Source organism: Brevundimonas sp., from assembly GCF_013912005.1.
Classification (GTDB): domain Bacteria; phylum Pseudomonadota; class Alphaproteobacteria; order Caulobacterales; family Caulobacteraceae; genus Brevundimonas.
In genome coordinates, this window is record NZ_JACESB010000020.1 from 1 (window position 1) to 26,667 (window position 26,667).

Consider the following 26,667-nt stretch of genomic DNA (forward strand, 5'->3'; position numbering starts at 1 on the left):
GGGCGGCGGCGGGGCCGGCGCATAGACCGGCGGCGGCTCCTGCAGCCAGCTGCACCCGCCCGCGGGCGCCACAGCCAGGCCCGCCAGCAACAGAAACAGGACGATCCTCAGCCGCTTCATGCCCAGCGGGTCTCCGTCAGCGTCAGCTTCAGCTCGATCCACGCGCCCTGCGGCGCCGGCCGCCCCGCCTCCGGCAGCAGGTCCTCGGCCGCGACCGACACCACGGCCGGCCCGTCGGCCGCGGCGAGCAGGTTCAGCACCTCCTCCCCGAAGCGGAACGGCAGCACGTACGGTCCCCGGTGGGCGTGATGGCCGCCGGCCTCAGGGATGTGCACGAAGGTCGGCGACGACCCCAGCGACCGCTCGCGGCCTCCGCTGGCCAGGCGGATTTCCAGCGACCGGTCCTCCAGCGCCGCCTCGCGCGCATAGGCGACGGCGCCGACGGCCTCGATCATCAGGGTGTCGTCCGCCTCCCGCATCCGCGCCACCGCCTCGTCAGGCAGAGCCAGGGTCATGCGGTCCGACCCCGGCTCCGCCGCCGCGCGCAGGGTCCAGCTCCGGCCGCCGAGGGGAACGCGCCGGGTCGCGCCGGGCGGCCCCGCCTCGGGCACGTTGAACACCGGAAAGGGATAGAGACGGTCGTACTCGTACCCGAGCGCCCGGGTCTCCAGCGCCCCCGACACCGGCAGATCGCCCACCGGCTCGCCCGCGGCGTCGACGAAGCCGGTGACCGTCAGGGCGGTCCAGTCCGCCGGATACAGGTTCTTGCCGCGCAGTCCGTGCCACGTCGCCCAGACCCGGTCGACGTTGCTGTGGTGCAGCCAGAACATCGGATCGCGCGCCGAGGTGCGCGGATGCCGCATGGCGCCGCCGATCAGGGCGTGGATGTGGTTGTGGCCGTAGCCCTCGACCATCCCCTGCCCTTCCGGCAGCTTGCCGCAGAAGGTCTCGAAGTCGTCCGACGCCAGCCGCGCCGTATAGGGCGACTCCGCCCACCGGGCCGCGGCGAAGTCCAGCTCGTCCACGCCGCGGGCCCGCTCGCGCTCGTACAGCGGCGAGTCCCGGTCCGTCACCCAAGCCGGCAGGAAGCGGTGCTCCTGCCAGTCCCAGTAGGGCATGGCGAAGCTCTCGTGCCCCGTCAGCCGCGCCACGATGCGCTCCAGATGCGCCAGCTGCAGCCGGTGCCACGGCAGGAACAGGCCGTTGCCGTGCCGGGCGTCGACGTGGTGGATGCGGACCTGCCGGTCCCACGACAGGCCGTCCCGGCGGCGCTTCATCAACCGCACGGCCTCGCCGAAGGCGACCACATCGTCGCTGGTCGCGGTCAGATCCCCGGCGCTCCTGCGGATGCGCAGCGGCGTCTGCGCCCCCGCCGTCCCCGCCACCAGTCCGGCCGCGACTGTCGCTCCCGCGCCCAGCAGCGCCGCCCTGCGGTTCAGCCTCATCCGTACCCCCCGGTCCCCGACGGCCCGGACGTTGGCTCACTCGCCGCGCGGAGTCGACCCCGCACCGGGCGCCGGCGCCTGGCCGATGAAGCGCGCGTCCCGCGCCGCATCCCAGGTCTCGCGCAGGCCGCGCCGCGGCATGTCGACCCCGAACACCGCCAGCTGCTGCGTCCACACCTCCGACAGCCGCTCGACCGTCTGCGGAACCCAGCCCGGCGGCTGCTGCCGGGCCCAGTTCAGCGGCGAGACGGCGTTGAACACCAGCAGGAAGACGGCCGCCGTCACGATCGCCCGGCTGGTCCAGCGCCGGTCGCGGGCCGCCACCCCCTCGTCGTCCAGCGGCGGCGCGGGCGGAAAGGCGAACCGGCCCAGGGCCACGAGGGCGTTCTCGCGCGTCGGCAGGTCGTGGGCGTCGGCGGTCTCGATCCAGTCGCTCGGCGGGTCCGGCGGCGGCTCCTGCGGCGGCGGCAGGCTCTCGTACAGCGGCGGGAAGGGCGACTCCGGCCGGTGCGTCGGGAACGGCTCGAGCGGGATCTCTCCCTCTCCGGGGCCGCTCCCCGTGCTGTTCCGATCGTCGCTCATCGCAGCCTCAACGCCTCAGAACTGGAAGTAGATGAAAGGCGCGACGCCTTCGGGCCGCACCGCCTCGACCAGCAGGATGGCCGCGCCGATCAGAAGGCCGAGGGTGATCGACGGCGCCGCCTGCAGCCGCTCGGCCATCCCTTCCACCGCCCGCGGCGGCAGCCAGTGCATGGCCAGTCCGCCGACGATCAGGGTCAGCAGCAGCGGCGTCAGCACCTCCACCGGCCCGATCCGGCCCAGCCCCTCCAGCATGGCCAGCGCCAGTTCGAAGCTTTCGGCCCGGAACAGGATCCACCCCAGGCAGACGATGTGGAAGGTGACCAGCACGCCGACCGCAGTCGGCAGCACCCGCCGGTCGCCGAAGGCGGCCCTGCCCAGCCGCTCCACCACCTGCACCCCGCCGTGCAGCGCGCCCCAGGCGAGGAAGGTCCACGCCGCCCCGTGCCAGAGGCCGCCCAGCACCATGGTGATGAAGACGTTGACGCAGCTGGCGAACAGCCCCTTCCGTCCGCCGCCCAGCGGCACATACAGGTAGTCGCGCAGCCAGCTGGACAGGCTGATGTGCCACCGCCGCCAGAACTGCTGCATCGAGGCGGCGCGGTACGGCTGGTCGAAATTGCGCGGGAAGGAATAGCCCAGCAGCGCCGCCAGCCCGATCGCCATGTCCGAATAGGCCGAGAAGTCGCAATAGATCTGCACCGCATAGCCGTAGACGGCCGCGGCGATGTCGAAGGCCGAATGCGCGGTCGGGTCGAAGAACACCGGATCGACCAGGTTCACCGACAGCTCGGAGGCGATAACCGTCTTCTTGAACAGCCCCCAGACGATCAGCAGCAGGCCGTGGGTGGCCATCACCCGCGTCAGCCGCGGCGCCCGCTCGAACTGCGGCAGCAGGTCCGACGCCCGCACGATCGGCCCCGCCACGAGGTGCGGGAAGAAGCTCATCAGCAGCATGACGTCGAGCAGGCTCTTCGCCGGCGGCGTCTTCCCGCGATGCACGTCGACCAGGTAGCTGATGCCCTGGAAGGTGAAAAAGCTGATCCCCACCGGCAGGATCACTTGCAGCAGCGGCAGGTCCCGCTCCCAGCCGAAGCGGGCCAGCAGCTCGCCCGCCTGTTCGACGAAAAAGCCGTAGTATTTGAAGAAGCCGAGGATCAGCAGGTTGGCCGCGACGCCCAGCCCGACCAGCCAGCCGTTCTTGCGCCCGGGCCGGCCGGCGATCAGCGCCGCCACCCCCCAGTTCAGCACCGCCGACAGGATCAGCAGGCCGACGAAGCGCCAGTCCCACTGGGCGTAGAAGAACCAGCTGGCCAGCAGCAGGAACACCTTGCGCCGCCCGTTCTCCCGGTCCAGCGACCAGGCGGTGAAGTAGACGAACAGGAAGAAGACGCCGAAGGCGAGCGTGGGAAACAGCATTCAGCGCCCCGCCTTCCACGCCGCGTAGGCGCCCAGCAGGTCGTCGGCGAGCACGCCGCCGATCCAGTCCGCGCCGGCGCTGGTGAAATGCACCCGGTCGCCGCGCATCAGCGGCTCAGGCAGCAGCGCCAGACGATCCGACGAACAGTCTCCCCCCATGCGCCCGCGCCAGTCCCAGAACGCCACACCCGTGTCGGCGGCGACCCGTCGCTGCACGTCCCGGACCACCGCCAGCGACGGCGGCGGGGCCCGCCGGCCGTCGGCGCTGCAGCCGCCCTCGACGCCGCTGCGCAGCGCGTCCGGCGCGCCGAGGATCATCAGCGACGCCGCCGGCGCCAGCCGCCGCAGCCGCCCGATCTGGCCGCGCAGCAGCGCCTCGTAGGCGGCCGGATCGAGTCCGTCCTCGAACCCTTCATTGGTCCCGTAGGCCAGCACGATCAGCGACGGCCGCCAGTTCGCCAGTTGCAGGGCGACCACCGCCTCGTCGCGGGCGGCGAGGTCGCGCAGCGTCGCCCCGACGACGCCGAGGCTGGACAGCACGACCCCCGCCCCCCCGGAGTCCAGCCGCACGTCGTGCAGCTTCAACGATCCGTCCACCGGCCGCAGCACGATCTCCTCCGCCGGACCGTCGGCCCGGCGGTGGACGCAGGACCGGACGGCGCCGCCCCCGTCGAAGCCCTGCTCGAACCGGACCTCGCCGCCGGCCTCGACCCGGAGGCGGCCGGTTCCCTCCCCGCACGCCGCGATCAGCCGGGCCGCGGCCTCCCCCCCTTCCGGCCGCAGCCTCAGTTCGCCGCCGGGCTCCAGCGCCAGCGCCTGCACGCCGGCCAGGCCGACCCCCGCGAGACCGAAGCCCTCCGGCCCCGCCAGCGGCGCCAGCACCGTCCGCCAGCCGGTCGCCGTCACCTCGACCCCGTAGGGCGCATAGCCCTCGTAGGGGATCCCCGGCGGGAGCACGCCCCGTCCGGCGTCGCCGAAGCGCCTCTGCAGCACGGCCCGCACCTTGCCGGTGATGCGATCGCCGGCGGTATGGCTGTCGCCCAGCTGGAGAATATGCACCGCCGTCGCGCGCCGCCCGGCCTCGGTCTCCGCCAGGGCCTCGAAGAGCGTCTCCAGCGCCGCCGGCTGGCAGATGCCGCCCGGGCAGATCGGGGAGCCGGGTTCGGGCAGGGGCGAGGGGGCGTAGGGAACCTCCTGGCCGGCGGCGGCGGCCGCCACCGCCCACAGACCGACGGCCAGGCCCGCCGCGACGCCTTTCATGCTCAGGCGGCGGGCGAGGCGGCGGCGGCCGGGGCCGCCCGATCCAGGCCGGCGTCCCGCTTCAGCCGCGCCGCCACCGGCGCGCTGATGCGCAGATAGCCGGCCATCGACATGTGGATGCCGTCGTTGGCCCGCATCAGCACCCGGCGGCCGGCGTCGTTCGGCAGATAGGCCTCATAGCCGCCGTCCTCGCCGGAGGTCAGCGACACGGTCTCGATATACGGCACGCCGAGAGCCCTCATGCGCGCCTCGACCACCCCGTTGATCAGCGCCATCCGCCCGTCGAACCGGTCCCCCTTCATCCGCGGCAGGCCGACCCAGTAGACGGCGACGTCGCGGCTGCGCAGCAGGGCGACCAGATCGTCGATGCGCCGCGCGTAGGCCGCCTTCCAGCCCTCGCCGCCGAACGGGTGCACCTGCCCGTCCATCTCGATGCCCTGGGCGTCGTTGGTGCCGAACAGGATCACCGCGGCGTCGATCGGCTGCTCGTCCAGCTGCCGCCGCGTCTTCTCCTGGATGTTCACATAGTCGTAGCGGCTCAGGCCGGTGGAGACCTCAGAGAACTTCGCCACCGTCACGTCCGGCTCGCCGCGCAGGTCCCGGTACAGGCCGGCGTAGAGGCCGTCCGCCATGGAGTCGCCGAACACCCCGATCCGGAGCGGTCCCTGCGCCAGGCGCGCCGCCAGCGGCGTCACCGCCGGCGCCATGGGGCGAGCCGCCGGCGCGACGGCGGCGGGCGCGGTCGCGGCGGGCGCCGCCGCGTCCGCGGGCGGGGCCGAGGCGGCGGCCCGCTCGCCCAGCAGAAGGGTCGGCTCGCGCATCCAGGCGCGGCCGTCCGGCGTCAGCGCCAGTCCGGCGACGACCCCGACCACGAAGGCCGCCGTCAGTGCGTTGATTCCGGCTCGCAACCCGTCCCCCGAACAGCGCTCACCCGGCCTTTTTACCCTATCGGCGACGCCCCGCCACCGTGCGCCCCCCTTGGGCGAAGAAAAAGGTTAACGCCCGACCCGACGCCGCTCCCCTTGCCCCGTCTTCCGGCCCGCGTTAGGGACCATCAAGGCCGTCGATATTCATCAGGCGGTGAAAAACACGAGGAAGCGATGCGGAAGATCTTCCCCGACGCGAAGTCGGCGCTGGAGGGCCTGACCTTCGACGGCATGACCGTCATGTCCGGCGGCTTCGGCCTGTGCGGCATCCCCGAGCACCTGATCGCCGCCCTGCGCGACAGCGGGGTCAAGGGCCTGACGGTCATCTCCAACAACGCCGGCGTCGACGGCTTCGGTCTCGGCCAGCTGCTGGAGACGAAGCAGATCGCGAGGATGATCTCGTCCTACGTCGGCGAGAACAAGGAGTTCGAGCGCCAGTACCTGGCCGGCGAGCTGCAGCTGGAGTTCAACCCGCAGGGCACCCTGGCCGAGCGCATCCGCGCCGGCGGCGCCGGCATCCCGGCCTTCTTCACCGCCACCGGCGTCGGCACCCTCGTCGCCGAGGGCAAGGAGGTGCGCGAGTTCGACGGCCGCCAGTACGTGATGGAGACCGGCCTCGTCGCCGACCTGTCGATCGTCAAGGCGTGGAAGGCGGACGAGCGCGGCAACCTCGTGTTCCGCAAGACCGCCCGCAACTTCAACCCGATGATGGCCACGGCCGGCAAGGTCACCGTCGTCGAGGTCGAGGAGATCGTGCCGACCGGCTCGCTCGACCCCGACTGCATCCACACGCCGGGCGTCTACGTCGACCGGATCGTGAAGACCGTGCCCGAGAAGCGCATCGAACAGCGCACCGTCCGCCAGAGGGAGTCCGCCTGATGCCCCGCACCCGCGAACAGCTCGCCGAACGCGCCGCGAAGGAGCTGCAGGACGGCTTCTACGTCAACCTCGGCATCGGCATTCCGACCCTGGTGGCCAACTACATCCCGGAAGGGATGACGGTGACCCTCCAGTCCGAGAACGGCATGCTCGGCATGGGGCCCTTCCCCTACGAGGACCAGGTCGATCCCGACCTGATCAACGCCGGCAAGCAGACCATCACCGAGATCCCCGAGAGCAGCTACTTCAGCTCGGCGGACTCCTTCGCCATGATCCGCGGCGGCCACATCAACCTGTCCATCCTCGGGGCCATGGAAGTGGCCGAGAACGGCGACATCGCCAACTGGATGATCCCGGGCAAGCTGGTGAAGGGCATGGGCGGGGCCATGGACCTCGTCGCCGGCGTCAAGCGCGTCGTCGTGGTCATGGAGCACGCCAACAAGCACGGCCAGTCCAAGGTGCTGAAGCGCTGCACCCTGCCGCTCACCGGCGCCGGCGTGGTCAGCCGCATCATCACCGACCTGTGCGTCTTCGACGTCAAGCCGGACGGCGCCGGCCTCGAGCTGGTCGAGCTGGCCGACGGCGTGACCCTGGACGAGGTCGCTGCGAAGACCGAGGCCAGCTACACCGTTGCCGAAGGGCTGAAGGCGTAGTCATACTCCCGCCCGCACCGGCCGCAGAGCCGGGCGGGTGGGAGTTCGCGACATGGCTGACGGGGCCTACCGGTGGCAGGGCTGCGCGCCCGAACCTGACCCCGCGCGGGTCGAGGCCCTCGACGCCGCCTTCGACGGGACGCAGCCGCACGCCTTCAGCGAACCCGTCCGGGCCGCCGCGCGCGAACGGCTGGAGCGGGCCCTGGCCGAGGTCCGCACCGCGGCGTTGGGCGGGGCGGCCGCCCGGCTCGCGGAGGCGCGCCAGACCCTGGACGCCCTCCGTCCCGCGGAGCTGGAGCCCCGCCGCGGCCTCGCCGGCCTGTTCGACAGCCGCCGCCGGCGGCTCAGGCGGTTCCGCGACTCTTACGGCCGTGCCGCCGCCGCCCTGTCGGAGGCGGCCGCCGACCTCGCGGAGCGGCTGGAGGGCGTCGCCCGTCGCTCCGCCGTCCTCGACGGCCTGTGGTCCGGGCTGCGCGACGCCGTCGTCGACCTCGACGCCCACCGGCTGGTCGCCGCCCGACGCCTCGCCGACCGGCCGCCCCCCGAGGGGGAGCCTCACCCGCTGGACGCCGACCTGGCGGTGCTCGACGCCTGCCGCGCGTCCGTCCTCGCCGCCCTGCCCCTGCTGCGCAGCGTCCAGAACGCCGAGGCCCGCGCCGCCGCCCGTCTGCAGGGCTGCGCCGACGGCGTGGCCGCCTGGCGGGACGACTGGAAGGACGCCCTCGGCCTCGCCGGCCGCCGCCCGAAGCGGGTGCGGCCGGACCCGGAGCGCCTGCTGCGCCTGCGCGACGACCTGCGGGGGCGGATCGACGGCGCGCTCGCCGAACTGGCGGCGGCCGGGGCGCGCCGCGGCGCCGCCGAGCGCCGGCTGTCGGAGCTGTCGGCGACCTCCTGAACCGTCGCGCCGCGGAACGATTCCGCCCCGTGGCGCGCTCCACGCCCGCAGCCCGCCGGTCCGCCTGCGTCGCCCGGGTCCCCGCTGCTGCGGTTGGAGGCCGTCTTGAGGAAGCGACCCGGCGGTCGGAAGGCGTTCATTCTCGCGCGCATGGGCCACGTTCTCTGGCTGCGCGCCTCCCTGTTCACCGCAGGGGCCGTGGGCGCGGCGTTGCTGGCGCAGGTGCTGGGGCCGCTGGTTCCCCGCAGCCTCGTCGACTTCGTCGGCGAGAAGCCGGCCGAGGAGCTGCTCAAGGTCATGGCCTCCAGCATGCTGGCGGTCGCGACCTTCTCCCTGACCGCCGTGGTGGCGGCGGCCGGCTCCATCACCAGCAATGCGAGCCCGCGCGCCGCCGCCCTGCTTCTCGAGGACAAGGCCGCCCAGAGCGCCCTGTCCACCTTCGTGGCCGCCTTCATCTTCAGCATCGTCGGCCTGATCGCCCTCGGCACCGGCCTCTACGACGCCCCGGCGCGCTTCGTCCTGTTCTGCGCCACCCTGGCGGTCCTCGCCCTGGTGGTGATCCGCCTGCTCGGCTGGATGGACCGGGTCTCCCGGATGGGCCGGGTCGGCGCCGCGGTCGACCAGGTCGAACGGGCCCTCACCGACTCCCTCCGGCGGCGCAAGCCCTTCCTCGGGGCCCGCCCCGCCGACGATGCGGCCTCCGGCGCGCCGCTGCTGCCGGAGAAGGTCGGCTATGTGCAGCATATCGACGTCGGCCGCCTCGACGCGGTCGCCCGGCGGCGCGGGCTGCAGATCCACATCCGGGTCCTGCCCGGCGCCTTCGTGCGCCTGTCCACCCCCGTTCTTCTGGTCGAGGGCGTGGAGGCGATCGGGGAGGACGTCGCCTCGGCGCTGCGCGCGGCCGTCCTGGTCGGCGGCCGGCGCACCTACCAGCAGGATCCCCGGTTCGGCCTGGTGATGCTGGCCGAGATCGCGTCGCGGGCCCTGTCGCCGGCCCTGAACGACCCCGGCACGGCGATCGACGTCATCGGCACGGCGGCCCGCGTGCTGAGCGTCTGGGGTGAAAGGCACTGGGAGGAGGAAGAGGCGCCGCAGCCGGAATACCGGCGCGTCACCGCCCCGGGCCTGTCCGCCGCCGACTGCTTCGACGACGTCTTCTCGCCCATCGCCCGCGACGGGGCCGGCTTTGTCGAGGTCGGCGTCGCCCTCCAGAAGACCCTCGCCGACCTCGGCCGCTCCGGCGCCGCCGGGTTCAGCGAGGCCGCACGGCGCCACGCGGCCCGCGCCCTTCGGCTCGCGGCCCGGGCCTCGCTGTTGCCTGAGGACCTGCAGCTCCTGAAGGACCTGGCCGCCGCCGGGGAGACGTCGCCCACGTGAGGACGGCCGCGGCTCCGTCGGCGATCTGTCCCGTCAGCGATCCCCGGGGCCGTCCGGCGCAACCCGGCGGTCCTGCGATCCGCCCCGGTCGGCCCGGTCTGCGGGGAGGGTCCCGACGATCACGCAGCGCAGGCCCTCCGGCGCGAACTCCAGCCGCGCCTCCCCGGCGATCTCCATCGCCAGCGCCCGTTCGATCATCCGACTCCCGAAGCCCCGCCGCTGCGGCGCCTGCACGGGCGGCCCGCCCGTCTCGGTCCAGAGAATCTCGAGCCGCTGGCCTCGCTCCTCCGGGCTGACCCTCCACGTGCAGCTGACGGAGCCGCCGTCCCGCGACAGCGCCCCATACTTGGCGGCGTTGGTCGCCAGCTCGTGCGCCGCCAGGGTCAGGGCGACGGCGCTCCTCGTCTCCAGCCGCGCCTCCGGGCCCGCCAGCGATATGCGCGCGCCCAGCTCGCCGAACGGGCCCAGCGCCGCCTCCAGCACCTTGTCGAGGGTCGGGGCCAGCCGCCCCTCCCCGGTGAGCAGATCGTGGGCGGCGCCCAGGGCCAGGAGCCGCGCCTCGAACGCCTCCACCCGCTGGTCCGCCCGCGGGCTCCCGAAGGTCTGGCGGGCGATGCTCTGCACCACGCTGAGCGAGTTCTTCACCCGGTGGTTCAGCTCGTTCACCAGCAGCTTCCGCTCCTCCTCCGCCTGCCGGCGCTCGCTGATGTCGCGGACGATGAGCACCCCGCCCATGACCCGGCCCCCATGGACGATGGCGGCGTTCGAGCAGGCGACCGGCGTCGCCTGACCGTCGCGGCGCCAGAACACGTCCTCATGCTGTCGCAGCGTGGTTCCGCTGGAGAACACCTCGCCGAGCGGGCACTCGCACATCGGGTAGGCCGACCCATCCGGTCGCTTGTAGTGGATCAGATCGTGCAGCTTGCGGCCCAGCAGCTCGGCCTGGCTCCAGCCGAACATCCGCTCGGCCTCGGGGTTGGCGAAGGTGGTGCGACCCTCGGGATCGAGATGGAAGATGGCGTCGGCCGCCGCGTGGACGATGGTCCTCGCCAGCCTGAGCTCGGCTTCCAGTTCGCGCAGGTGATCGCCCGGGGGCTCCGCCGCCGTTTCACCGGTCCCTCGCCCCTCGGTCACCGCCACGCCCCCTGCCGCCCTCTATCGCGCGTTCTGGTCCGTCCAGGCGACGATCTGCCCGTTCAGGTTCCGGGTCGCCGCGTCGAAGGCCTCGACGATGGCGCCGACCCGGTTGGCCGCGGCGGGCTCCTCCACCGCGAAGATGCGCTCCGCCGCCACCGTCCGCTCGCGCGAGTCGAGCAGCCGCACGCGGGCGACGATCGTCACGGTCGGCGCCGTCTCCGGGGCCGGATAGCGGGCCTCGAAGGTGCGCACGTCGACGTCCAGGGTCTGGCTGGACCGGGTCAGCTCGCGCGGCCCGATCAGGCGCACCCGCTGCGCTCCGGCCGCGAAGGCGTCCTCCAGCGCGTCGCTGAACAGCACGTCGGCCGAGGCCACCCAGCGCGCGCCCGCGATATAGGCGGCGTCGGTGCCGGTCACGCCCAGGATCCGGTCGTCGCGGGCGGCCTGGGCGAACTCCGGCCGCCCCATGGCCACCGCCACCTGCCCGGCGGGCGCGCCCGAGGCGCCGACCTCGGCGGTCGGGGCCGCGCCGAAGCGGTATAGTCGGACCGGCTCGGGGCTGGACAGCAGGGAGCAGCCGCCCAGGGCCGCCAGCGCGGCGGCGGCGACGGCGGTTCTCGTCAGGGCGCGGATCAAGGCTCGACCTCCATTTCGACGGACGGCGGACGCTGGATGAATTCGCGCGGGCTCTCCCGCACGTCGTCGATCAGCGACTGCAGCGAGCGGGTCGCCTCCTCCAGCTGCTGGATCGTCTGCTGCAGCTGCGGCAGGCCGGTGGTCGCGAAGTCGCCGATCGGCTCCTCGAGGCTGGTCGCCGAGCGGTTGATCGAGGCGATGGCCGAGCGGGCGTCGCGGGCGGCGGAGTTGATCTCGGCGATCGCCTCCTGCCCGTCGGTCTCGACGATGCGGCGCGTGCTGACCGCCAGCTGCTCGTACTCGGCGACGGCCGAGTTCGCCCGCGTCAGCGCCTGCTCGAGCTGCTCCAGCATGCCCTTGCGCGCCTCCAGCTCGGTGGTCAGGCTCTCGATGTTCTTCAGGCTGGTCGAGAACGAGCGGACGTTGTCGTCCGACAGCACCCGGTTGATCCGGTTCAGCGCGTCGACCGTCTGGGCCAGCACCGTGCCCGAGCCCGACAGCAGTTCCGAGATCGGCGACGGCTGGCTCTGGATCACCGGCACCACATTGTCGGGGTACTGGGCCTTGAGGATGGCGCTGTTGGGATTGCCGGCGGTGATCTGGATGTAGTTCAGGCCGGTGATGCCCTGCGGCTCCAGCTGGGCGCGCGAGGTCACCCGCACCGGGGTGGTCGCGTCGACCCGCACCCGGGCGATGACCTGGTCGCCCTTGTTCGGGTCGAGGTTCAGGTCGGTGACCTCGCCAACGCGGATGCCGTTGAAGTGGACCTCGCCGCCTTCCGACAGGCCGCGCACCGGACCGTAGAAGACGATGTCGTACTGGTCGAACTCCTCATTGAACGACAGCCGGGCCAGCCACATGGCGAACACCGCCAGCGCCGCCAGCAGGGCGACGGTGGCGATGCCGACGGCGGCGTAATGGGCGTCTCTTTCCATCTCGTCCCGCTCTCCTCAGGCGGCCTTGTGGACGGCGCGTCCGCGCGGTCCGAGGAAGTACTCGCGGATCCAGGGATGGTCGGAGCGCTCCAGCTCCTGCACCGTCGCCTTGGCCACGATATGCTTGTCGGCCACGACCGCGACCTTGTCGGTGATCGCATACAGGGTGTCGAGGTCGTGGGTGATCATGAACACCGTCAGCCCCAGGTCGTCCGACAACTGCCGGATCAGGTCGTCGAACGCCCCGGCCCCGATCGGGTCGAGCCCGGCGGTGGGCTCGTCGAGGAACAGCAGCTCCGGATCCAGCGCCAGCGCCCGGGCCAGCCCGACCCGCTTGCGCATGCCGCCCGACAGTTCGGCCGGCTTCAGGTGGTGCGCCTCCGGCTTCAGGCCCACCATGGCGATCTTCATCTCCGCCAGCTCGCGGATCACGTCCTTGGGCAGGCGGGTGTGCTCGACCAGCGGCGAGGCGACGTTGTCGATCACGCTCAGCGACGAGAACAACGCGCCCTGCTGGAACAGGATGCCGGTGCGGCGTTCGATGTCGGCCGCCTGCTCCTTGGTCAGCTCCGCCCGGTCGTGGCCGAACAGCCGCACGCTGCCCCCGTCCGGCTCCTTCAGCCCGATGATGGAGTTCAGCAGCACGGTCTTGCCCGATCCCGAGCCGCCGACCACGCCCAGCACCTCGCCGCGCTCGACCGTCAGGTTCAGGTCGTCATGGATGACCCGCTCCCCGAACTGGCTGCGCAGGCCGCGCACCTCGACCACCGCCTCGCTCATATGCCGAGCTCCAGATAGGTCAGGGCGAACAGGGCGTCGAGGAAGATGATGGCGAAGATCGCCTGCACCACGGCGGCGGTCACCCGGCGGCCGAGGCTCTCGACGTCGCCCGCCACCGCCATCCCCTGCCGGCAGCCGATGCCGGCGACGATGATGGCGAAGACCGGGGCCTTCGACAGGCCGACGAACAGGTGGTTGCCGATGTCGGGAATGTCGACCATGCGCTGGATGAAGAAGGCCGGCCCCAGCGACAGCTGGCTCCAGGCCACCAGCAGCCCGCCCAGCAGGCCGGCCAGCATGCCGAGGAAGGTCAGCAGCGGCAGCATCAGCACCAGCGCCGCCAGCCGCGGGATGACCAGCGCCTGGAACGGATTGACGCCCATCACCTGCATGGCGTCGATCTCCTGGTTCATCTTCATCGACCCCACCTCGGCGGCGAAGGACGAGGCCGAACGGCCGGCCAGCAGGACGGCGGCGATCACCACCGCGAACTCGCGCAGCACCGAGATGGCGATCAGCTCGACCGCGAACACGTCGAAGCCGAACTGGCTGAGCAGGTCGGCCCCGATGAAGGCCACCACCGCGCCGATGAAGAAGCTGGTCACCACCACGATCGGAATGGCGTCGAGGCCGGACCGCTCGGTCTGGCTCACCCACGCCGGCCAGCGAATGCGCCCCGGGTGTCTGAGAGCGGCGCCCGCGGCGACGATCAGCCGGCCGAGGAAGGCCAGCGACAGGGTCATCTCCGCCGCGATGTCCTGCACGCCCCGGCCGATCTTGGCGAAGCCGCGCACCCAGCCCGGCGAGCGGCGCGGCGGCTCGGCGCTCTCGCGCTCCAGCCGTTCGACCATGGCGTAGATGCGGCCCGCCTCCGGCCGCTGCGTCCAGGCGGTCTCCGGCAGCACGCAGTTGCTGGCCTGCACCAGCGCCAGCGCGCCGGCGGTGTCGAAACGCCCCAGCGCGGTCAGGTCCACCGCCGCCACGCAGCGCTGCTCCAGCTCGCGGTCCAGCCGCTGCGAAATGCGGCCGAGCTCGGTTGCGGTCCAGTCGCCGGTCAGACGCAGGGTCAGATCCGGTCCGCCGTCCTCGATCTCGAATCCCGCTGCGGCCATGCCCCTACCTAGATTGCGCCGTCCGCATTGCCTATCCGGGAGAAACGGCGAAGCTGCGGCGTGCAGCAGAACGCCGCCGCACCGTATTCGTTCAGCCACGCTTTCAGAGGCTTGCCGCTCAGAGCAGCGACCGCGCCTGCACCAGGTCGGCGACGAACCGCTCCCGCTCAGCCGCCTTCGCCGCCGCGTCGGGGATACGCAGCAGATAGGACGGGTGCACCGTCAGCAGCGCCGTGGCGCCGTCGGCCAGCGGCACGGGCCGTCCCCGCTCCTTCGTCACCGCCGGCTTGCGCCCCAGCACCCCGAGCCCGGCCGTCGCGCCCAGCGCCAGCACCACCTTCGGCTTGACCAGCCGCCGCTCGGCCTCCAGCCACCAGCGGCAGGCGCTCACCTCCCCCGCATTGGGGGTCTTGTGCAGCCGACGCTTGCCGCGCGGCTCGTGCTTGAAGTGCTTGACCGCATTGGTCACGAACACGTCCCCGCGGTCGATCTCCGCCGCCTCCAGCGCCGCGTCCAGCACCTTGCCGGCCGGCCCGACGAAGGGATGGCCGGCCAGATCCTCCTGGTCCCCCGGCTGCTCGCCGACGATCATCAGCCGCGCCCGTCTCGGTCCCTCGCCGCACACCCCCTGGGTCGCGTCGCGCCACAGCGGACAGCGGCGGCAGGCCTGGACGGCGGCGTCCAGCTCGCCGAGCGTCGAGGGGACGAAGCCCTCCTCGAAGCTGGCGTCGCGGGCCAGTCGCGACAGGGTGCGGTCGAGGCGGCGGTTGGGTTCGGGAGCGGGGGCGGCGACCATGGCCTCGGTCCGAACCGCCGACTGCGCCACCAGTTCCGGGATCAGCGCCGCCTCCGGCAGGTTCTTCCAGTAGCGCTTCGGCATCTCGGAACGCATGGCCCGGGTCTTCAGCCGCGCCGGATTGAAGGTCGAGGCGTAGTAGGTGCGCCAGAATTCCTCCATCTCGTCGGCGTCCGGGGCCATGTCGCGCGTCGCCGGGGGACCGAAGCCCAGACGCTCCGTGTCCCAGCGCGCGGTCCCGTCCGGCGTCAGGATCGACCACCGCATCGGCGTGAAGCGGCGGACGAAGAAGGGCGCGGTGATCTCCAGCACCCGGTGCGCCGGTTCGAACCAGGCGACCCAGGCCTCGCCCTGCCCGTCGTCCACCTGACGGAAGCGCACGAAGGCCTTCATCTTGTGCGAGGCGCGCGAGACGTTCTTCGCCCGCTCCAGCGCGTCGGCGACGTCCCGGTCCGACGCCACCCGCATCAGCTCCGGCGCGTCGCGGAGCCGCCACAGCAGCCGGTACAGCAGGTCGAAACGATCGGCCGACCGGTGCAGCACCACCGCCTGCGCCGTCTCCACGAAGGCCCGCGGCACGGAGAAGGCGGCGCCGCCGGGCTCCGGCGGAGGCGCGGCGTCGTCGAACAGCCCGCCCTGCCCCGCGCCGACCACGAAGCGCGCCTCGGCCGGGGCCACGCCCGCCTCGCGGAAGGCCCGGGCCGCCTTCCGCCAGCCCTCGAAATCGGTCTCGCCCGCCAGCGATGCGACCGCCATCAGAACAGGCTCAGCTGCACCGGCGCCGCCGGCGGCGCCAGCCGCGCCCGCAGGTCCGCCGCGTCGGTCAGGCCGCCCGGCGTCCAGTCGAGCGCGGTGATGAACGGCCGCACCTTGTCGACCCCCCGGCACAGGCGCGCCACGTCCTCCAGCCGCAGGGTGCGGTAGCGGCGCACCGACAGGATCCGGTCCACCGACTTCACCCCCAGCCCCGGCACGCGCAGCAGCATCTCCCGCGCAGCCGTGTTGACGTCGACCGGGAACAACTCGCGCCGGTTCAGCGCCCAGGCCAGCTTCGGGTCGACCGCCAGGTCGAGCATGCCGCCGGTCGCCGCCTCGCCGATCTCCGGCGCCGAGAAGCCGTAGAAGCGCATCAGCCAGTCGGCCTGGTACAGCCGGTGCTCCCGCATCAGCGGCGGCTTCTGCAGCGGCAGGGCGGCCGAGGAGTCGGGGATCGGGCTGAAGGCCGAGTAATAGACCCGGCGCAGGCCGTAGCCGCCGTACAGCGCGGCGCTGCGCTGCAGGATCTCCGTGTCCGGCGCCCCGTCGGCGCCGACGATCAGCTGGGTGCTCTGCCCCGCCGGCGCGAAGCGCGGCGGCCGCGCCCGGTCCCGCTTCTGCGGCTTCGCCGCCTCCACCTTCAGCCGCACCTGGCCCATGGCCTTCTTGATGACGCCGACGTCCTTCTGCGGGGCCAGCCGCCGCAGGGCCTCGTCGCGCGGCAGCTCGATGTTGGCCGACAGCCGGTCGGCGTAGAGGCCCGCCGCCTCGACCAGCTTCGGATCGGCTTCCGGGATCAGCTTCAGATGGATGTAGCCGCGGAAGTCATGGACCTCGCGCAGGGTCCTCGCCACCCGCACCAGCTGCTCCATGGTGTAGTCGCCGGAGCGGATGATCCCCGACGACAGGAACAGGCCCTCAATGTAGTTGCGGCGGTAGAACTCCAGCGTCAGCCGGACCACCTCGTCGACCGAGAACCGCGCCCGCTCCACGTTCGAGGACGCGCGATTGATGCAGTAGGCGCAGTCGTAGATGCAGAAGTTGGTCAGCAGCACCTTCAGCAGCGACACGCATCGCCCGTCCGGCGTGTAGGCGTGGCAGATGCCCATGCCCTCGGTCGAGCCGACTCCGCGCCCCCCGGTCGAGTCCCGCTTGCCCGTGCCCGAGGAGGCGCACGAGGCGTCGTACTTGGCCGCGTCGGCGAGGATCGAGAGTTTGCGTCGGAGGTCCAGCTGCGCCATCTGTTCGCATTATGTTCCCCATCGGGAATGCGCGTCCAGCGTGGCCGTTGCGGGCGATTTGTCGCGTCAGCGCAGGTAGTTGAGCAGCGACACCTGCCGCAGCTGGCTGATCACCTGGGCCGAGGCCTGGATCGCCACCTGGGACAACTGCAGGTCCGTCACCGCCTGCGCCATGTCCGCATCGGTGCGGTCCGCGACGAGGGCGTCGAGCGAGGTCAGTTGCGCCTCGTGGGCCTTGGTGACGTCCTCGACCTGGTTGGCCATCGAGCCGGTGCGGGCCGTCTTGTCGATCACGCCGTTGGCGGCCTGTTCGAGCCGACCCAGCTGGGTCTGCAGGAAGGCCTTCTGCGCTTCGGTCATCTTGCCGGTCAGCGGGCCGGCGGCGCTGGCGTGATAGGTCTGGATGTCGCGCAGGATCGACATCACCTCGGTCCCCACCTCGTCGGCGAGGAAGCCCGTCTCCAGCGTCGTCCCCTCCGCCACCCGGCTGACCGTCTTCAGGGTGTCGTTGGCGAAGACCGACGCGACCGAGGGCGCCGCCGCCAGGTCGGCGAGGCTTTCGGCCGTCATCGGCGTGGTGTTCACCTTGGCGCCCGAGAACAGGTAGCCGCCCTGGTGGCGCATGTTCAGGCCGCCGCGGATGGTCTGGAAATGTCCTTCCAGCTCCTGCATCAGCGCCCCGCCGGAGTCCGTCGCCAGCACGCTGCCCACCGCCTCGCGCAGGCCGGCGATGCCGTCCCCGATCCGGTTCAGCGCCAGGTCCTGGGTCGTCAGCCGGGACGACACCGCCTCGCCGGTGTCGATGAACCCCTGGATGCGGCTCTGGGCGCCCTTCAGCGCGGTCAGGGTCTCCGACTGGCGCCCGAAGCCCGTCAGATCGGTCGCGTTCTTGTGGGTCGAGACGCGCTCCTGCGCCTCGACCGCGCGGGTCTGGGCCTTCATCAGGTCCAGCAGGGCCGACTGGTAGTTTCCGAAGGTGGCGACGCGGGTCATCAGGTCATCCCCAGAAGCGTGTCGTACATGTCCTTCACCGCCTGGATGAGCCGGGCGGAGGCGTTGAAAGCCTGCTGGTAGGTGGTCATCAGCACCAGCTCCTCGTCGAGGTTCACCCCCTCGTGCGCCGTCTGGCGCGCGCTGGCCTCGGCGTAGAGAGCCTCCGCCGTTTCCTTGCGGTTCTCCGCCGCCGCCGCCCGTCCGCCGATCTCCCCCGACAGCTCCGCGGCGTAGCGCGACACCGAGATCGCGCCGCCGGCCGCCCCGCCCGCCGGCTGGAACGACGCCGCCCGCTCCCCCGCGTCGGCCAGCAGCAGGGCCCCGCGTCCGTCGCCGGTGCTCAGCGCCGAGGCTCCCGGAGCCGCCGACAGGTTCAGCTGCGCCAGCGCCAGCCGCGACGGGCTCTGCCGGATGTCGGTGCGCAGGGCGAAGCCGTCGGCGCGCGAGGCGCGGACCCCGCCGCCGATCCCGAACAGCTCGGTCACCGAGACGCCCGACGGAACCTGGGTGGTGCGATCCTCCAGCACGGTCATCACCGGCGGCGGACTGCCGAAGCCGGTGAACGACAGCGTTCCGTCGGCGGCGAGGGCGAAGGTCCCGAAGCGGCCGACGCCGGTGGCCGGGTCGTTCAGGGCCGCCACCAGGTCCCCGACGGTTCCGCCCGCGGGAACCGCCACCTGCAGGTCGCGCAGGGTGGAGCCGCTCTCGCCGGTGAAGCGGAGGGTCAGGGTCTCGCCGGCGGTGAAGCCATGCGGCGAGGCGGCGGTCAGGCCGGTGTCGTAGATCGCCGGGCGGTCGGTGGTGATCAGGTCGTTGAGCCCGAAGTAGTGCGAGAAGCCGCGCCCGACCTTGGACGAGGGCGAGGCCGCATCGTCGGCGATCACCACGCCGTTGGTCCCGGTGGCCGACAGCGTCAGCCGGCCGTCCGTGAAGCTGGCCGTCGCCGCCCCGCCCAGCTGGGCGTTCAGCACCGTGAGGAAGGTCGCCGGCGTGGCGGCCACCCCGTTGACGGTCATGGTCGCGCCGCTGAACACGATGTCGGCGCGCGCCTGGATCACGCCTGCGGGGTTGGTCACCGCCACCGTGGTCTGGCCGCTGAAGCCGGCGATGGCGCTTTCGAACGTCTGGCCGACGTTGCGTCCGGTCAGGCTGGTCGGCGCCGGGACCGCGGAGTTGGCGTTGTGGGCGCGGTTGAGCTCGTCGGCCATGTGGCTGACCAGTTCCGCCAGGCGCTCGGCGGCCGCCGGCGCCTCCACGTCCCGCAGCTCCACCAGACCCTTGATCTCGCCCGAGCTGATGTTGTCGAGCAGGGCGCGCTTCTGGCCGCCCGGCTCGGTGATCCAGATCTGGTTGAAGGCGGTCTCGCCCGTCACCGTGCCGGCCCGGTGGTACTCCAGCGTCGCCGCCCCCTGTCCCGCGAGGAGCGCGCCCGCCCCCGTGCGGATCGACACCCCGCCCACCGACCGGGGCGTCACCCGCACGTCCATCAACTCGGCCAGCTGGCCGATCAGGGCCGACTGGGCGGTTTCGGCGCCGGAGGCGTCGCCGTTGACCACCGTGGCGCGGGCGATCTCGACGTTCAGCCCCTCGATCTGCTGGAGCAGGCTGTTGGCCTTCTCGACGGCGCTCTGGATGCGCCCGTCGGCGTCCTCGCGCACCGCCTGGATCTGCTTGCCGATGCGGCTCGCCTCGTCGAACAGGGACTGGGTGCGGAACAGGGCGTCCTGCCGCCGCGGCGACGAGGTCGGGTCCTCGGCGCTGGCGGCGAAGGCCGCGAACACCGCGTCGACCTGGCCGAAGAAGCCGCTGTCGCCGCCGGGATCCCCGAACAGCGACTGGATCCGGTCGTAGAGCTCGTGCCGCACGCCCTGCCGCGCCGACTCCGCGCCGGCGTTCAGGCTGGCGGCCTGCAGGAAGCGGTCGGTGGCGAGGCGGATGCGCGCCACCTCGACGCCGGAGCCGATGCCCTGGCTGACCAGGGTCTGCTGCTCCGCGATCTTGCGGACGTAGCCGGGGGTGTTGACGTTGGAGACGTTGTCCGAGACCACGCGCAGCTGGGTCTGGGCCGTCGTCAGTCCCGACGTCGCCGTGTTCATGATCGCGTTCAGCGACATTCGCGCACCTCCACAGCCTCGACGCCCGGCAATCCCTGCCAGCCGCCGCGCGCTTTTTGCCCGGCCGCGCGGGGGCTGACGTCCGCCAACCCTCTGAAATCACGGGATTTCGTTTTCCGCACTCGGATCATGACCGGCAAGGCGCGCAAACGGCGGGCCAGCCGCGAAAGGCCCTGCGGCGCCGGGCAAGATTCGTCGGCACGCGGCAAGAATCGACCGTGCCGCGCCGGGCGAGGCCGCCCAAGCCTCGACACGATACCGTGGAAAATCAGCAACTTGTCGGACGCGACCCGATTGGCCCGGCTCTTGCGCCAGAGGGTCCGAATGTCCGGCGCAGCAGGCGCCACCGCCCCGTCGCTCCGGCGACCCCGCCCTGGTCCCATGTCCGCACAGATCCTCCTCTCCATGCTCGCGCCTGCGTCGACGGCGACCCCGCAAGGGTCGACGACGTCGGCCGCCGGCGAGTTCGAGGGCCTGCTCGCCGGCCTCGCCCGGGCCGGGGCCGGCGACGGGTCCGGGGCCGTCCCTGAACCCGAGGTCGAGGTCGCCGCGGACAAGGGTGTCCCGACGGACGGAACAGCCGGCTATCTGACGCCGCCCCCGGTCGCGCCCCTGCTGGTCACGCCGGCCGACGCCTCCGCGGGCCTCCCGGCCGGAGCCGCCGACGATACCGCCGATCCCGCCGTCCTCGCCGACGCGGCCGAGTCCGGATCCGCCGCCGCGCCGACGACCCCGGCGTCGAACCCGCCCGCGACCGCCGCCGCCCCCGCTCCGGCGGGCGTCGCGCCGCCGCCCGCCGAGGGCGATGCAGGCCCCGAGGCCGCCCTACCCGCGCCGGCGCCGGCGCCGGCGGCCAAGGCCGCGACCGCGCCCGCCGAGGGGCCGCCGCCCGCCGAGAGCGGCTCGGCCGGAAGCGACCCCGCCACGGCGGCGGCGCGCGAGGCCGCCCCCGCGAGCATGTCCCGGGCCGCGGTCGAGGCGACCGCCCAGATCGCCGCCCAGATCCTGCGCCGCCTCGACAGCCGTACCACCCGGTTCGAGATGGCCCTGCTGCCCGAGGAGCTGGGGCGCGTCGACGTGAAGCTCGACATCGATTCCGAGGGCCGTCTCGCGGCCCGCCTCGCCTTCGACAACCCCGCCGCGGCCGCCGACCTGCGCGGCCGCACGGACGAGCTGCGGCGCCAGCTCGAACAGGCCGGCTTCCACCTCGCCGACGACGCGTTCGAATTCGCCGACCGCGACAGCGGCTCCAGCGCCTTCGACCGCGGCGAGGATCCGCGCCGCGGCTCCGGGCGCGCCTTCACCGCCGCCGCCCGCCTGAACGCCGAGGCCGACGCGCCGGTCGCCCGCTGGACATCCCTCTCCCTCGCGCCTGCGGGCGTGGATCTGAAGGTCTGATCGCATGGTCGACGCCGTCACCACCGCCAACAACGCGACCGGCCGCATCAACTCCGGTCAGACGATGCTGGCCTCGAACTTCGAGACCTTCCTCAGCCTGCTCACCGCCCAGCTGAAGAACCAGGACCCGCTGTCGCCGGTCGACTCCAACCAGTTCACCGCCCAGCTGACCCAGATGGCCGGCGTTGAGCAGCAGCTGCTGACCAATGAGCTGCTGAAGGGCATGCTCGCCGCCCAGGGCGGCGGCCTCAGCGACGCCGCCGACTTCATCGGCAAAGAGGCCACCGCCGCCTGGCCCGCCACCCGCTTCGAGGACGGCGCCGCCAGCTGGAGCTACGAGCTGGCCGGCAAGGCCGCCTCCGCCACCCTCCAGGTGCTCGACGGCTCCGGCAAGGTGGTCTGGCAGGGCGACGCCCCGGACAAGACCACCGGCGTGCACGACTTCACCTGGGACGGCGAGACCCTGACCGGCGGGAACGCCCAGGACGGCGAGGTCTACACGCTGAAGGTGGTGGCGAAGGACGCCGCCGGCGGCGACCTCGACGCCCAGGTCCTGACCCGCGGCCGCGTCACCGGCGTCGAGATGTACGACGGCGAGGTCTACCTGACCGTCGGCCCCTCGGTCCTCCCGCTGTCCTCCGTCATTGCGCTCGAGGAGGCCAAGGCCCCCTCCGGCGCCTCATCCTGATCTCGTAAGGAGCCCGCGCCATGAGCATCAACAGCGCCCTTCTGGCCGGCGTGTCCGGCCTGACCGCCAACTCCGCCGCCCTCGCGGCCATCTCGCAGAACATCGCGAACGTGAACACCGTCGGCTACAAGCGGTCGGCGGCCGAGTTCTCGACCGTGATCAACAGCCAGGTCCAGGGCGCCGGCTACTCCGCCGGCGGCGTCCTGGCCAACGCCCGCCACTACACCAGCCAGGCCGGCCAGCTGCAGCGCACCACCCAGAACACCGACCTCGGCATCGCCGGCCAGGGCTTCTTCGTCGTCACCGAGAAGGCCGAGAACCTGCAGGTCACCGACGCCCGCCTCTTCACCCGCGCCGGGGCCTTCCGCGTCGACAGCCTCGGCTACCTGAAGAACACCTCGGGTCTCTACCTGCAGGGCTGGCCCGTCGACTCCGAGGGCAACATCACCACCGACCCCTCGGACCTGAACCGGCTGCGCACCATCAACGTCGGCTCCGTCGGCGGCACCGCCGAGCCCACCACCCGCGTGCAGCTGAACGCCAACCTGCGCTCCAGCCAGGCGGTCTCGGCCGAGGCGACCGACGCCGCCGCCGTCCCGCCGGGCGCCAACGCCTACGACCCGGCCACCAACTCCATGGCCATGTGGGATCCGGACAGCGGCGCCGGCGTGAAGCCCGACTTCGAGCTGACCATCCCTGTCTCCGACTCCAAGGGCGGCCAGCGCACCATCGCCGTCTCCTTCCTGAAGAGCGCCACGCCGAACCAGTGGTACGCGGAAGTCCGCGCCATTCCGGCCTCCGACGTGGTCACCGGGGCCGGGCTGACCAACGGCCAGATCAAGACCGGCATCGTCGCCTTCACCCAGGACGGCCGCCTCGACGTCGACGCCATGGCGGCCCTCGGCGCCAACGCCCTCTTCGCCGATCCGGCCGCAGCCAGCCTGACCTTCGCCTCCTCGGACTCCGCCGCGCCCGGCGCAGGCCAGGTCAACTGGGCGCCGGGCCTCGGCATCGACGACCAGGTGCTGACCTTCGACCTGACCGCGGGCGCCGGCGGCCTGACCCAGTACGACAGCGCCTCCGTCGTCCAGGCCGTGCTCACCAACGGCACCGCCTTCGGCAACCTGTCCGAGGTGAAGATCGACGAGACCGGCTTCGTCACCGCCATCTTCGACAACGGCGTGACCCGGCGCATCGCCCAGATCGCCATCGCCACCTTCCCGAGCCCGGACAATCTGCTCGAGGCCAGCGGCAACGCCTTCCGCGTCAGCCAGGGCTCCGGCACCTACAACCTTAAGACCGCCGGCTCCGGCGGCGCCGGCACCATCGGCTCGTCCCAGCTGGAGGCCTCGACCGTCGACCTGTCGGCCGAGTTCACCGGCCTGATCACCACCCAGCGGGCCTATTCGGCCTCTTCCAAGATCATCACCACGGCTGACGAGATGCTGGCCGAACTGATCAGCATCAAACGCTGATCGCCGACAGATCACGACGCGATCCGATGAATCCTTCGTTGAGCAATGGGCCGGTGCACAGGCGGGCGGTTAGGCTTTCCTTCACCACGACGCTTAAACGGCCTTTAGCGGGGTCTCGCTACCGTTCCGCTCTACGGTGGTGGTGAATGAGGCATAAGCCCATGTTGCAAGAGCGACGTCTCAACAGTCGAGGCGAACAGTATGTGGTCGGTCCGACCGGCACGCCCCTGACCCTGCGCGATCTGCCGCCGGCGAACACCGACCGGTGGGTGATCCGCCGCAAGGCGGAGGTCGTGGCGGCCGTGCGCGGCGGCCTGATCAGCCTCGAGGACGCGCTCGAACGCTACCGCCTCACCGCCGAGGAATTCATCGCCTGGCAGAAGGCGATCGACAAATGGGGCATGCAGGGCCTGCGCACCACGCGGATCCAGCACTACCGCGGTTAAGGTCCCTCCCCGACCGACGCCTGACGGCCGCCTCCCGACGGGGGGCGGCCGTCGTCGTTTCCGGCACGCCTCGAAATCGCGCGGCTTTGCCCCTAGATAGCGCGCCATGACCCTCGCCGAGGACATCTGCCCGGTTCCGACCATCGCGCCCGCCGACACCGACGCGGCGATCGCCGCCGCGCGCGCCGCGGTCGGTCTGCCGGCGGGGACCCGGATCGTTGCGGCCATGTCGGGCGGCGTGGACTCCACCGTGGTCGCGGCCCTGCTGCACCGGGCTGGCTACGACGTCGTCGGCGTGACCCTGCAGCTCTACGACCACGGCCAGGCGCTGAAGAAGAAGGGCGCCTGCTGCGCCGGGCAGGACATCCACGACGCCCGCCTCGCGGCCGAGACGATCGGCATCCCGCACTATGTGCTGGACTACGAAAGCCGCTTCCGCGACGCCGTCATCGACCAGTTCGCCGACAGCTACCTGCGCGGCGAGACGCCGGTGCCGTGCATCCGCTGCAACCAGACGGTCAAGTTCCGCGACCTGCTCGACGTCGCCCGCGACCTCGGCGCCGGAGCCATGGCCACCGGGCACTATGTGCGCCGCGCCGTCACGCCGGACGGCCGCGTGCAGCTGCGCAAGGCGATCGACCCGTCGCGCGACCAGTCCTACTTCCTCTTCGCCACCACGGCCGAACAGCTGGACTACCTGCGCTTCCCGCTCGCGGATCTGGAAAAGCCGCAGGTGCGCGGCGTCGCGCTGGACCTCGGCCTGCGCATCGCCGCCAAGCCGGACAGCCAGGACATCTGCTTCGTCCCCAACGGCGACTATCGCACCCTGATCGACCGGCTCCGCCCTGAAGGCCGGCAGGCCGGCGAGATCGTGCACATGGACGGCCGCGTGCTCGGTCAGCACGAGGGCGTCACCGACTACACCATCGGCCAGCGCCGCGGCCTGAACGTCGCCGTGGGCGAGCCCCTGTTCGTGACGAAGCTCGACCCGGTGAAGCGCCACGTCATCGTCGGCCCGCGCGAGGCCCTGCTCACCGCCTCGCTGGCGCTGGAGGAAACCAACTGGCTGGGCGACCAGCCCTCGCTCCAGGCCGCCGCCGCCGAAGGCGCGCCGGTGCTGGCCCGCGTGCGCTCGACCCGCGCCCCTTCCCCGGCCCGGCTGGCGCTCGCCGACGGCGCGGTGTCGGTCGTCTTCGACCGCGGCGAGGAAGGCGTGGCCCCCGGCCAGGCCTGCGCCCTCTACGACCCCGCCGACCCCGACCGGCTGCTGGGCGGCGGCTTCATCCGCACGACCACCGCCGTTGGCTGACCGCGCCGACCCGTCGGCGCTCGCCGCCCGCGCCGGCCTCCCGGCCGAGTTCTGCTGGCTGCGCGACGAACTGCCCCGCGAGCGCTGGACCGGCCTGCACGAGGTCGCCGGCCACTGGCTGCAGATGCACGCCGGCTTCCGCCATCACCAGGCGCACATGGACGCCCTCGTCGCCCGCTGGCGCGTCGACGGCGACCTCGCGGCCCTGCACCGCCAGCTGACCCCGGCGCTGCAGGCCTTCCTGCAGCACCTCGACGGCCACCACCGCATCGAGAGCGGCCACTACTTCCCGATCATGCGGACCGTGGAGCCGAAGATCGCCGCCGGCCTGGACCTGCTCGACCGCGACCACGACGCCGTCCACGCCCATCTGGAGGCCCTGTTCCGGTCGGGGCTCGCCTTCCACCGGGCCGTCTCGGCGAACGCGCCCGACGCCCGCGACCACGCCGCCCGCCTCGCCGACGCCCTCGCCGCCGCGGGCCCGCCGCTGGCCCGCCACCTCGACGACGAGGAGGACATCGTCATCCCCCTGATCCAGCTGCGGGGGCTGCCGGGCGCCTAGGCCCGCGCCGGCAGGATCTTCCGCCGTTGCCGCACCACCGCCAGCGGCCGGCCGTCCGGCGCCCAGGCGGCGCCGTCCTCGACCGCCCAGCCGCCGCCGACGTCGCGGCTCTCGAAGACGAACCAGGCCCAGCCCTCGGGCGAGGTCTCCGGCGTGGTCTCCGCCAGCAGGTCGGCGCGCAGGTCGACGCTGGTCGAGATCGCCGGCGGGGCCGGGAAGGCGGTGAAGTAGGTCGGATACAGGCCGTCCAGCAGGAACAGCAGCCGCAGCTCGTCCAGCGGCGCGCCGTCCACGCAGCGCATCCAGCAGCCCAGCACCGGCGGGCGGCCGGCGTTCTGGCCGAACAGCTTCGGCCCGTCGGCGAAGCGGTGCTCGATATACCGGGTGAACCAGGGTCCGAAGGCCGGGTCCATGGGCGTGGCCGGCAGGGTCTCCACCGCCGGCGCCTGCGCGACCAGAGGGGTCAGCGTCGGCCCGTCGACATCGCGGCCGAAGGTGGCCAGCGCCTGCACCGCCGCCCGCTCGCCCTGGGCTCCGGTCACATGGGCGTAGGCGACGTTGCGGCCGCCGCGGGTCAGGGTCGGGACGAACCGCACCGCCTCGTCGAACCGGGCCGCCGCCAGATACTGGATGGACAGGGTCTGCAGCGGGGTCCCGGGCGCCAGCCCCTGCCGCGCCGCCCCGGCCGCCAGCGCCGCCATCAGCCCGCCGAACGGCGCCCCCCTGGCCGGGTCCGTCGCCTGCGGCGCGTTGGAGAAGCCGGGGTCCAGCCGCGCGAGCAGGCCGCCGCTTCCGTCCTCGGTCAGGGTCAGGGCTTCGGCGAGGCTCGGGGTCATGGGCAGCGGCTACCGCGAAC

25 protein-coding genes are annotated in these 26,667 nt (G+C 72.5%); 10 read left to right on the plus strand and 15 right to left on the minus strand.

The features are described 5' to 3' along the window. Window positions 1-116: 116 nt before the first annotated feature. From H2038_RS11850 to H2038_RS11870, 5 genes are read right to left on the minus strand one after another with little or no spacing between them, the layout of a single operon-like run. A complete protein-coding gene (locus H2038_RS11850) occupies window positions 117-1,445 on the minus strand; it encodes a tyrosinase family protein (RefSeq protein WP_292113372.1) in 1,329 nt (442 codons plus the stop codon). Window positions 1,446-1,481: 36 nt separating this feature from the next. Beyond that, window positions 1,482-2,027, minus strand: a complete 546-nt coding sequence (locus H2038_RS11855; RefSeq protein ID WP_292113375.1) for a hypothetical protein — start codon at window positions 2,025-2,027, stop codon at window positions 1,482-1,484. A gap of 15 nt (window positions 2,028-2,042) precedes the next feature. Next, window positions 2,043-3,443 carry an MBOAT family protein gene (locus tag H2038_RS11860; protein WP_292113378.1) on the minus strand — a complete coding sequence of 467 codons (1,401 nt, stop codon included), beginning with the start codon at window positions 3,441-3,443 and terminating at the stop codon, window positions 2,043-2,045. Further along, complete coding sequence (locus H2038_RS11865; RefSeq protein WP_292113381.1) at window positions 3,444-4,703, minus strand: GDSL-type esterase/lipase family protein; 1,260 nt, start codon at window positions 4,701-4,703, stop codon at window positions 3,444-3,446. A 2-nt stretch (window positions 4,704-4,705) separates the two neighbouring features. Beyond that, entirely contained in the window at window positions 4,706-5,575 is an 870-nt protein-coding gene (locus tag H2038_RS11870) for a DUF459 domain-containing protein (protein WP_292113385.1), read from the minus strand. Window positions 5,576-5,803: 228 nt separating this feature from the next. On the opposite strand from H2038_RS11870, the gene H2038_RS11875 reads away from it, so the two are divergent. From H2038_RS11875 to H2038_RS11890, 4 genes are all read left to right on the plus strand, one after another. Beyond that, the gene (locus H2038_RS11875; protein WP_292113387.1) at window positions 5,804-6,508 is read left to right on the plus strand and encodes a CoA transferase subunit A; all 705 of its coding nucleotides are present in this window, start codon (window positions 5,804-5,806) and stop codon (window positions 6,506-6,508) included. Continuing rightward, window positions 6,508-7,161: a 3-oxoacid CoA-transferase subunit B gene (locus H2038_RS11880; RefSeq protein WP_292113390.1), complete on the plus strand. Its 654-nt coding sequence runs from the start codon at window positions 6,508-6,510 to the stop codon at window positions 7,159-7,161. Before H2038_RS11875 ends, H2038_RS11880 begins: the two co-directional genes overlap by 1 nt. Window positions 7,162-7,213: 52 nt before the next feature. Further along, the gene (locus H2038_RS11885; RefSeq protein ID WP_292113392.1) at window positions 7,214-8,056 is read left to right on the plus strand and encodes a hypothetical protein; all 843 of its coding nucleotides are present in this window, start codon (window positions 7,214-7,216) and stop codon (window positions 8,054-8,056) included. A 150-nt stretch (window positions 8,057-8,206) separates the two neighbouring features. Further along, a complete protein-coding gene (locus H2038_RS11890; protein ID WP_292113396.1) occupies window positions 8,207-9,433 on the plus strand; it encodes a DUF2254 domain-containing protein in 1,227 nt (408 codons plus the stop codon). Between the two features lie 33 nt (window positions 9,434-9,466). On the opposite strand, the gene H2038_RS11895 is transcribed toward H2038_RS11890, so the two are convergent. From H2038_RS11895 to flgK, 9 genes are all read right to left on the minus strand, one after another. Then, window positions 9,467-10,567, minus strand: coding sequence for an HWE histidine kinase domain-containing protein (locus H2038_RS11895; RefSeq protein ID WP_292113398.1), 1,101 nt, complete (start codon window positions 10,565-10,567; stop codon window positions 9,467-9,469). A 21-nt stretch (window positions 10,568-10,588) separates the two neighbouring features. Further along, window positions 10,589-11,206, minus strand: a complete 618-nt coding sequence (locus tag H2038_RS11900; RefSeq protein ID WP_292113401.1) for an ABC-type transport auxiliary lipoprotein family protein — start codon at window positions 11,204-11,206, stop codon at window positions 10,589-10,591. After that, complete coding sequence (locus tag H2038_RS11905) at window positions 11,203-12,141, minus strand: MlaD family protein (protein ID WP_292113404.1); 939 nt, start codon at window positions 12,139-12,141, stop codon at window positions 11,203-11,205. The genes H2038_RS11900 and H2038_RS11905 overlap by 4 nt, the downstream gene beginning before the upstream one ends. A gap of 15 nt (window positions 12,142-12,156) precedes the next feature. After that, window positions 12,157-12,921 (minus strand): ABC transporter ATP-binding protein, encoded by a 765-nt coding sequence (locus tag H2038_RS11910; protein ID WP_292113406.1) that lies wholly within the window; start codon window positions 12,919-12,921, stop codon window positions 12,157-12,159. Further along, window positions 12,918-14,033, minus strand: a complete 1,116-nt coding sequence (locus H2038_RS11915) for an ABC transporter permease (protein WP_292113408.1) — start codon at window positions 14,031-14,033, stop codon at window positions 12,918-12,920. The genes H2038_RS11910 and H2038_RS11915 overlap by 4 nt, the downstream gene beginning before the upstream one ends. A gap of 118 nt (window positions 14,034-14,151) precedes the next feature. Next, window positions 14,152-15,585, minus strand: coding sequence for a UdgX family uracil-DNA binding protein (locus H2038_RS11920; protein ID WP_292113409.1), 1,434 nt, complete (start codon window positions 15,583-15,585; stop codon window positions 14,152-14,154). Continuing rightward, a complete protein-coding gene (locus H2038_RS11925) occupies window positions 15,585-16,826 on the minus strand; it encodes a putative DNA modification/repair radical SAM protein (protein ID WP_292113412.1) in 1,242 nt (413 codons plus the stop codon). The genes H2038_RS11920 and H2038_RS11925 overlap by 1 nt, the downstream gene beginning before the upstream one ends. A 66-nt stretch (window positions 16,827-16,892) precedes the next feature. Continuing rightward, window positions 16,893-17,819, minus strand: a complete 927-nt coding sequence (locus H2038_RS11930; RefSeq protein ID WP_292113415.1) for a flagellin — start codon at window positions 17,817-17,819, stop codon at window positions 16,893-16,895. Then, complete coding sequence (flgK, locus tag H2038_RS11935; protein ID WP_292113418.1) at window positions 17,819-19,933, minus strand: flagellar hook-associated protein FlgK; 2,115 nt, start codon at window positions 19,931-19,933, stop codon at window positions 17,819-17,821. The genes H2038_RS11930 and flgK overlap by 1 nt, the downstream gene beginning before the upstream one ends. Window positions 19,934-20,314: 381 nt before the next feature. Between flgK and H2038_RS11940 the strand changes: the two genes are divergently transcribed. The 6 genes from H2038_RS11940 to H2038_RS11965 all read left to right on the plus strand — a co-directional run bounded on the left by H2038_RS11940 (window position 20,315) and on the right by H2038_RS11965 (window position 25,811). Continuing rightward, a complete protein-coding gene (locus H2038_RS11940) occupies window positions 20,315-21,331 on the plus strand; it encodes a flagellar hook-length control protein FliK (RefSeq protein ID WP_292113421.1) in 1,017 nt (338 codons plus the stop codon). A gap of 4 nt (window positions 21,332-21,335) precedes the next feature. Further along, window positions 21,336-22,019 (plus strand): flagellar hook assembly protein FlgD, encoded by a 684-nt coding sequence (locus H2038_RS11945; RefSeq protein ID WP_292113423.1) that lies wholly within the window; start codon window positions 21,336-21,338, stop codon window positions 22,017-22,019. A 20-nt stretch (window positions 22,020-22,039) separates the two neighbouring features. Continuing rightward, a complete protein-coding gene (gene flgE / locus H2038_RS11950; protein ID WP_292113426.1) occupies window positions 22,040-23,494 on the plus strand; it encodes a flagellar hook protein FlgE in 1,455 nt (484 codons plus the stop codon). Between the two features lie 161 nt (window positions 23,495-23,655). After that, window positions 23,656-23,940 carry a DUF1153 domain-containing protein gene (locus tag H2038_RS11955; RefSeq protein WP_092313331.1) on the plus strand — a complete coding sequence of 95 codons (285 nt, stop codon included), beginning with the start codon at window positions 23,656-23,658 and terminating at the stop codon, window positions 23,938-23,940. A gap of 106 nt (window positions 23,941-24,046) precedes the next feature. Beyond that, window positions 24,047-25,249, plus strand: coding sequence for a tRNA 2-thiouridine(34) synthase MnmA (gene mnmA / locus H2038_RS11960; protein WP_292113431.1), 1,203 nt, complete (start codon window positions 24,047-24,049; stop codon window positions 25,247-25,249). After that, on the plus strand, window positions 25,242-25,811 hold the full coding sequence (locus tag H2038_RS11965) for a hemerythrin domain-containing protein (RefSeq protein ID WP_292113434.1): 570 nt from the start codon (window positions 25,242-25,244) through the stop codon (window positions 25,809-25,811). The genes mnmA and H2038_RS11965 overlap by 8 nt, the downstream gene beginning before the upstream one ends. Here H2038_RS11965 and H2038_RS11970 read toward each other — a convergent pair. Further along, window positions 25,808-26,647: an acyl-CoA thioesterase II gene (locus tag H2038_RS11970; RefSeq protein ID WP_292113437.1), complete on the minus strand. Its 840-nt coding sequence runs from the start codon at window positions 26,645-26,647 to the stop codon at window positions 25,808-25,810. The two genes, H2038_RS11965 and H2038_RS11970, sit on opposite strands and share 4 nt — an antisense overlap. Window positions 26,648-26,667 lie beyond the last annotated feature (20 nt).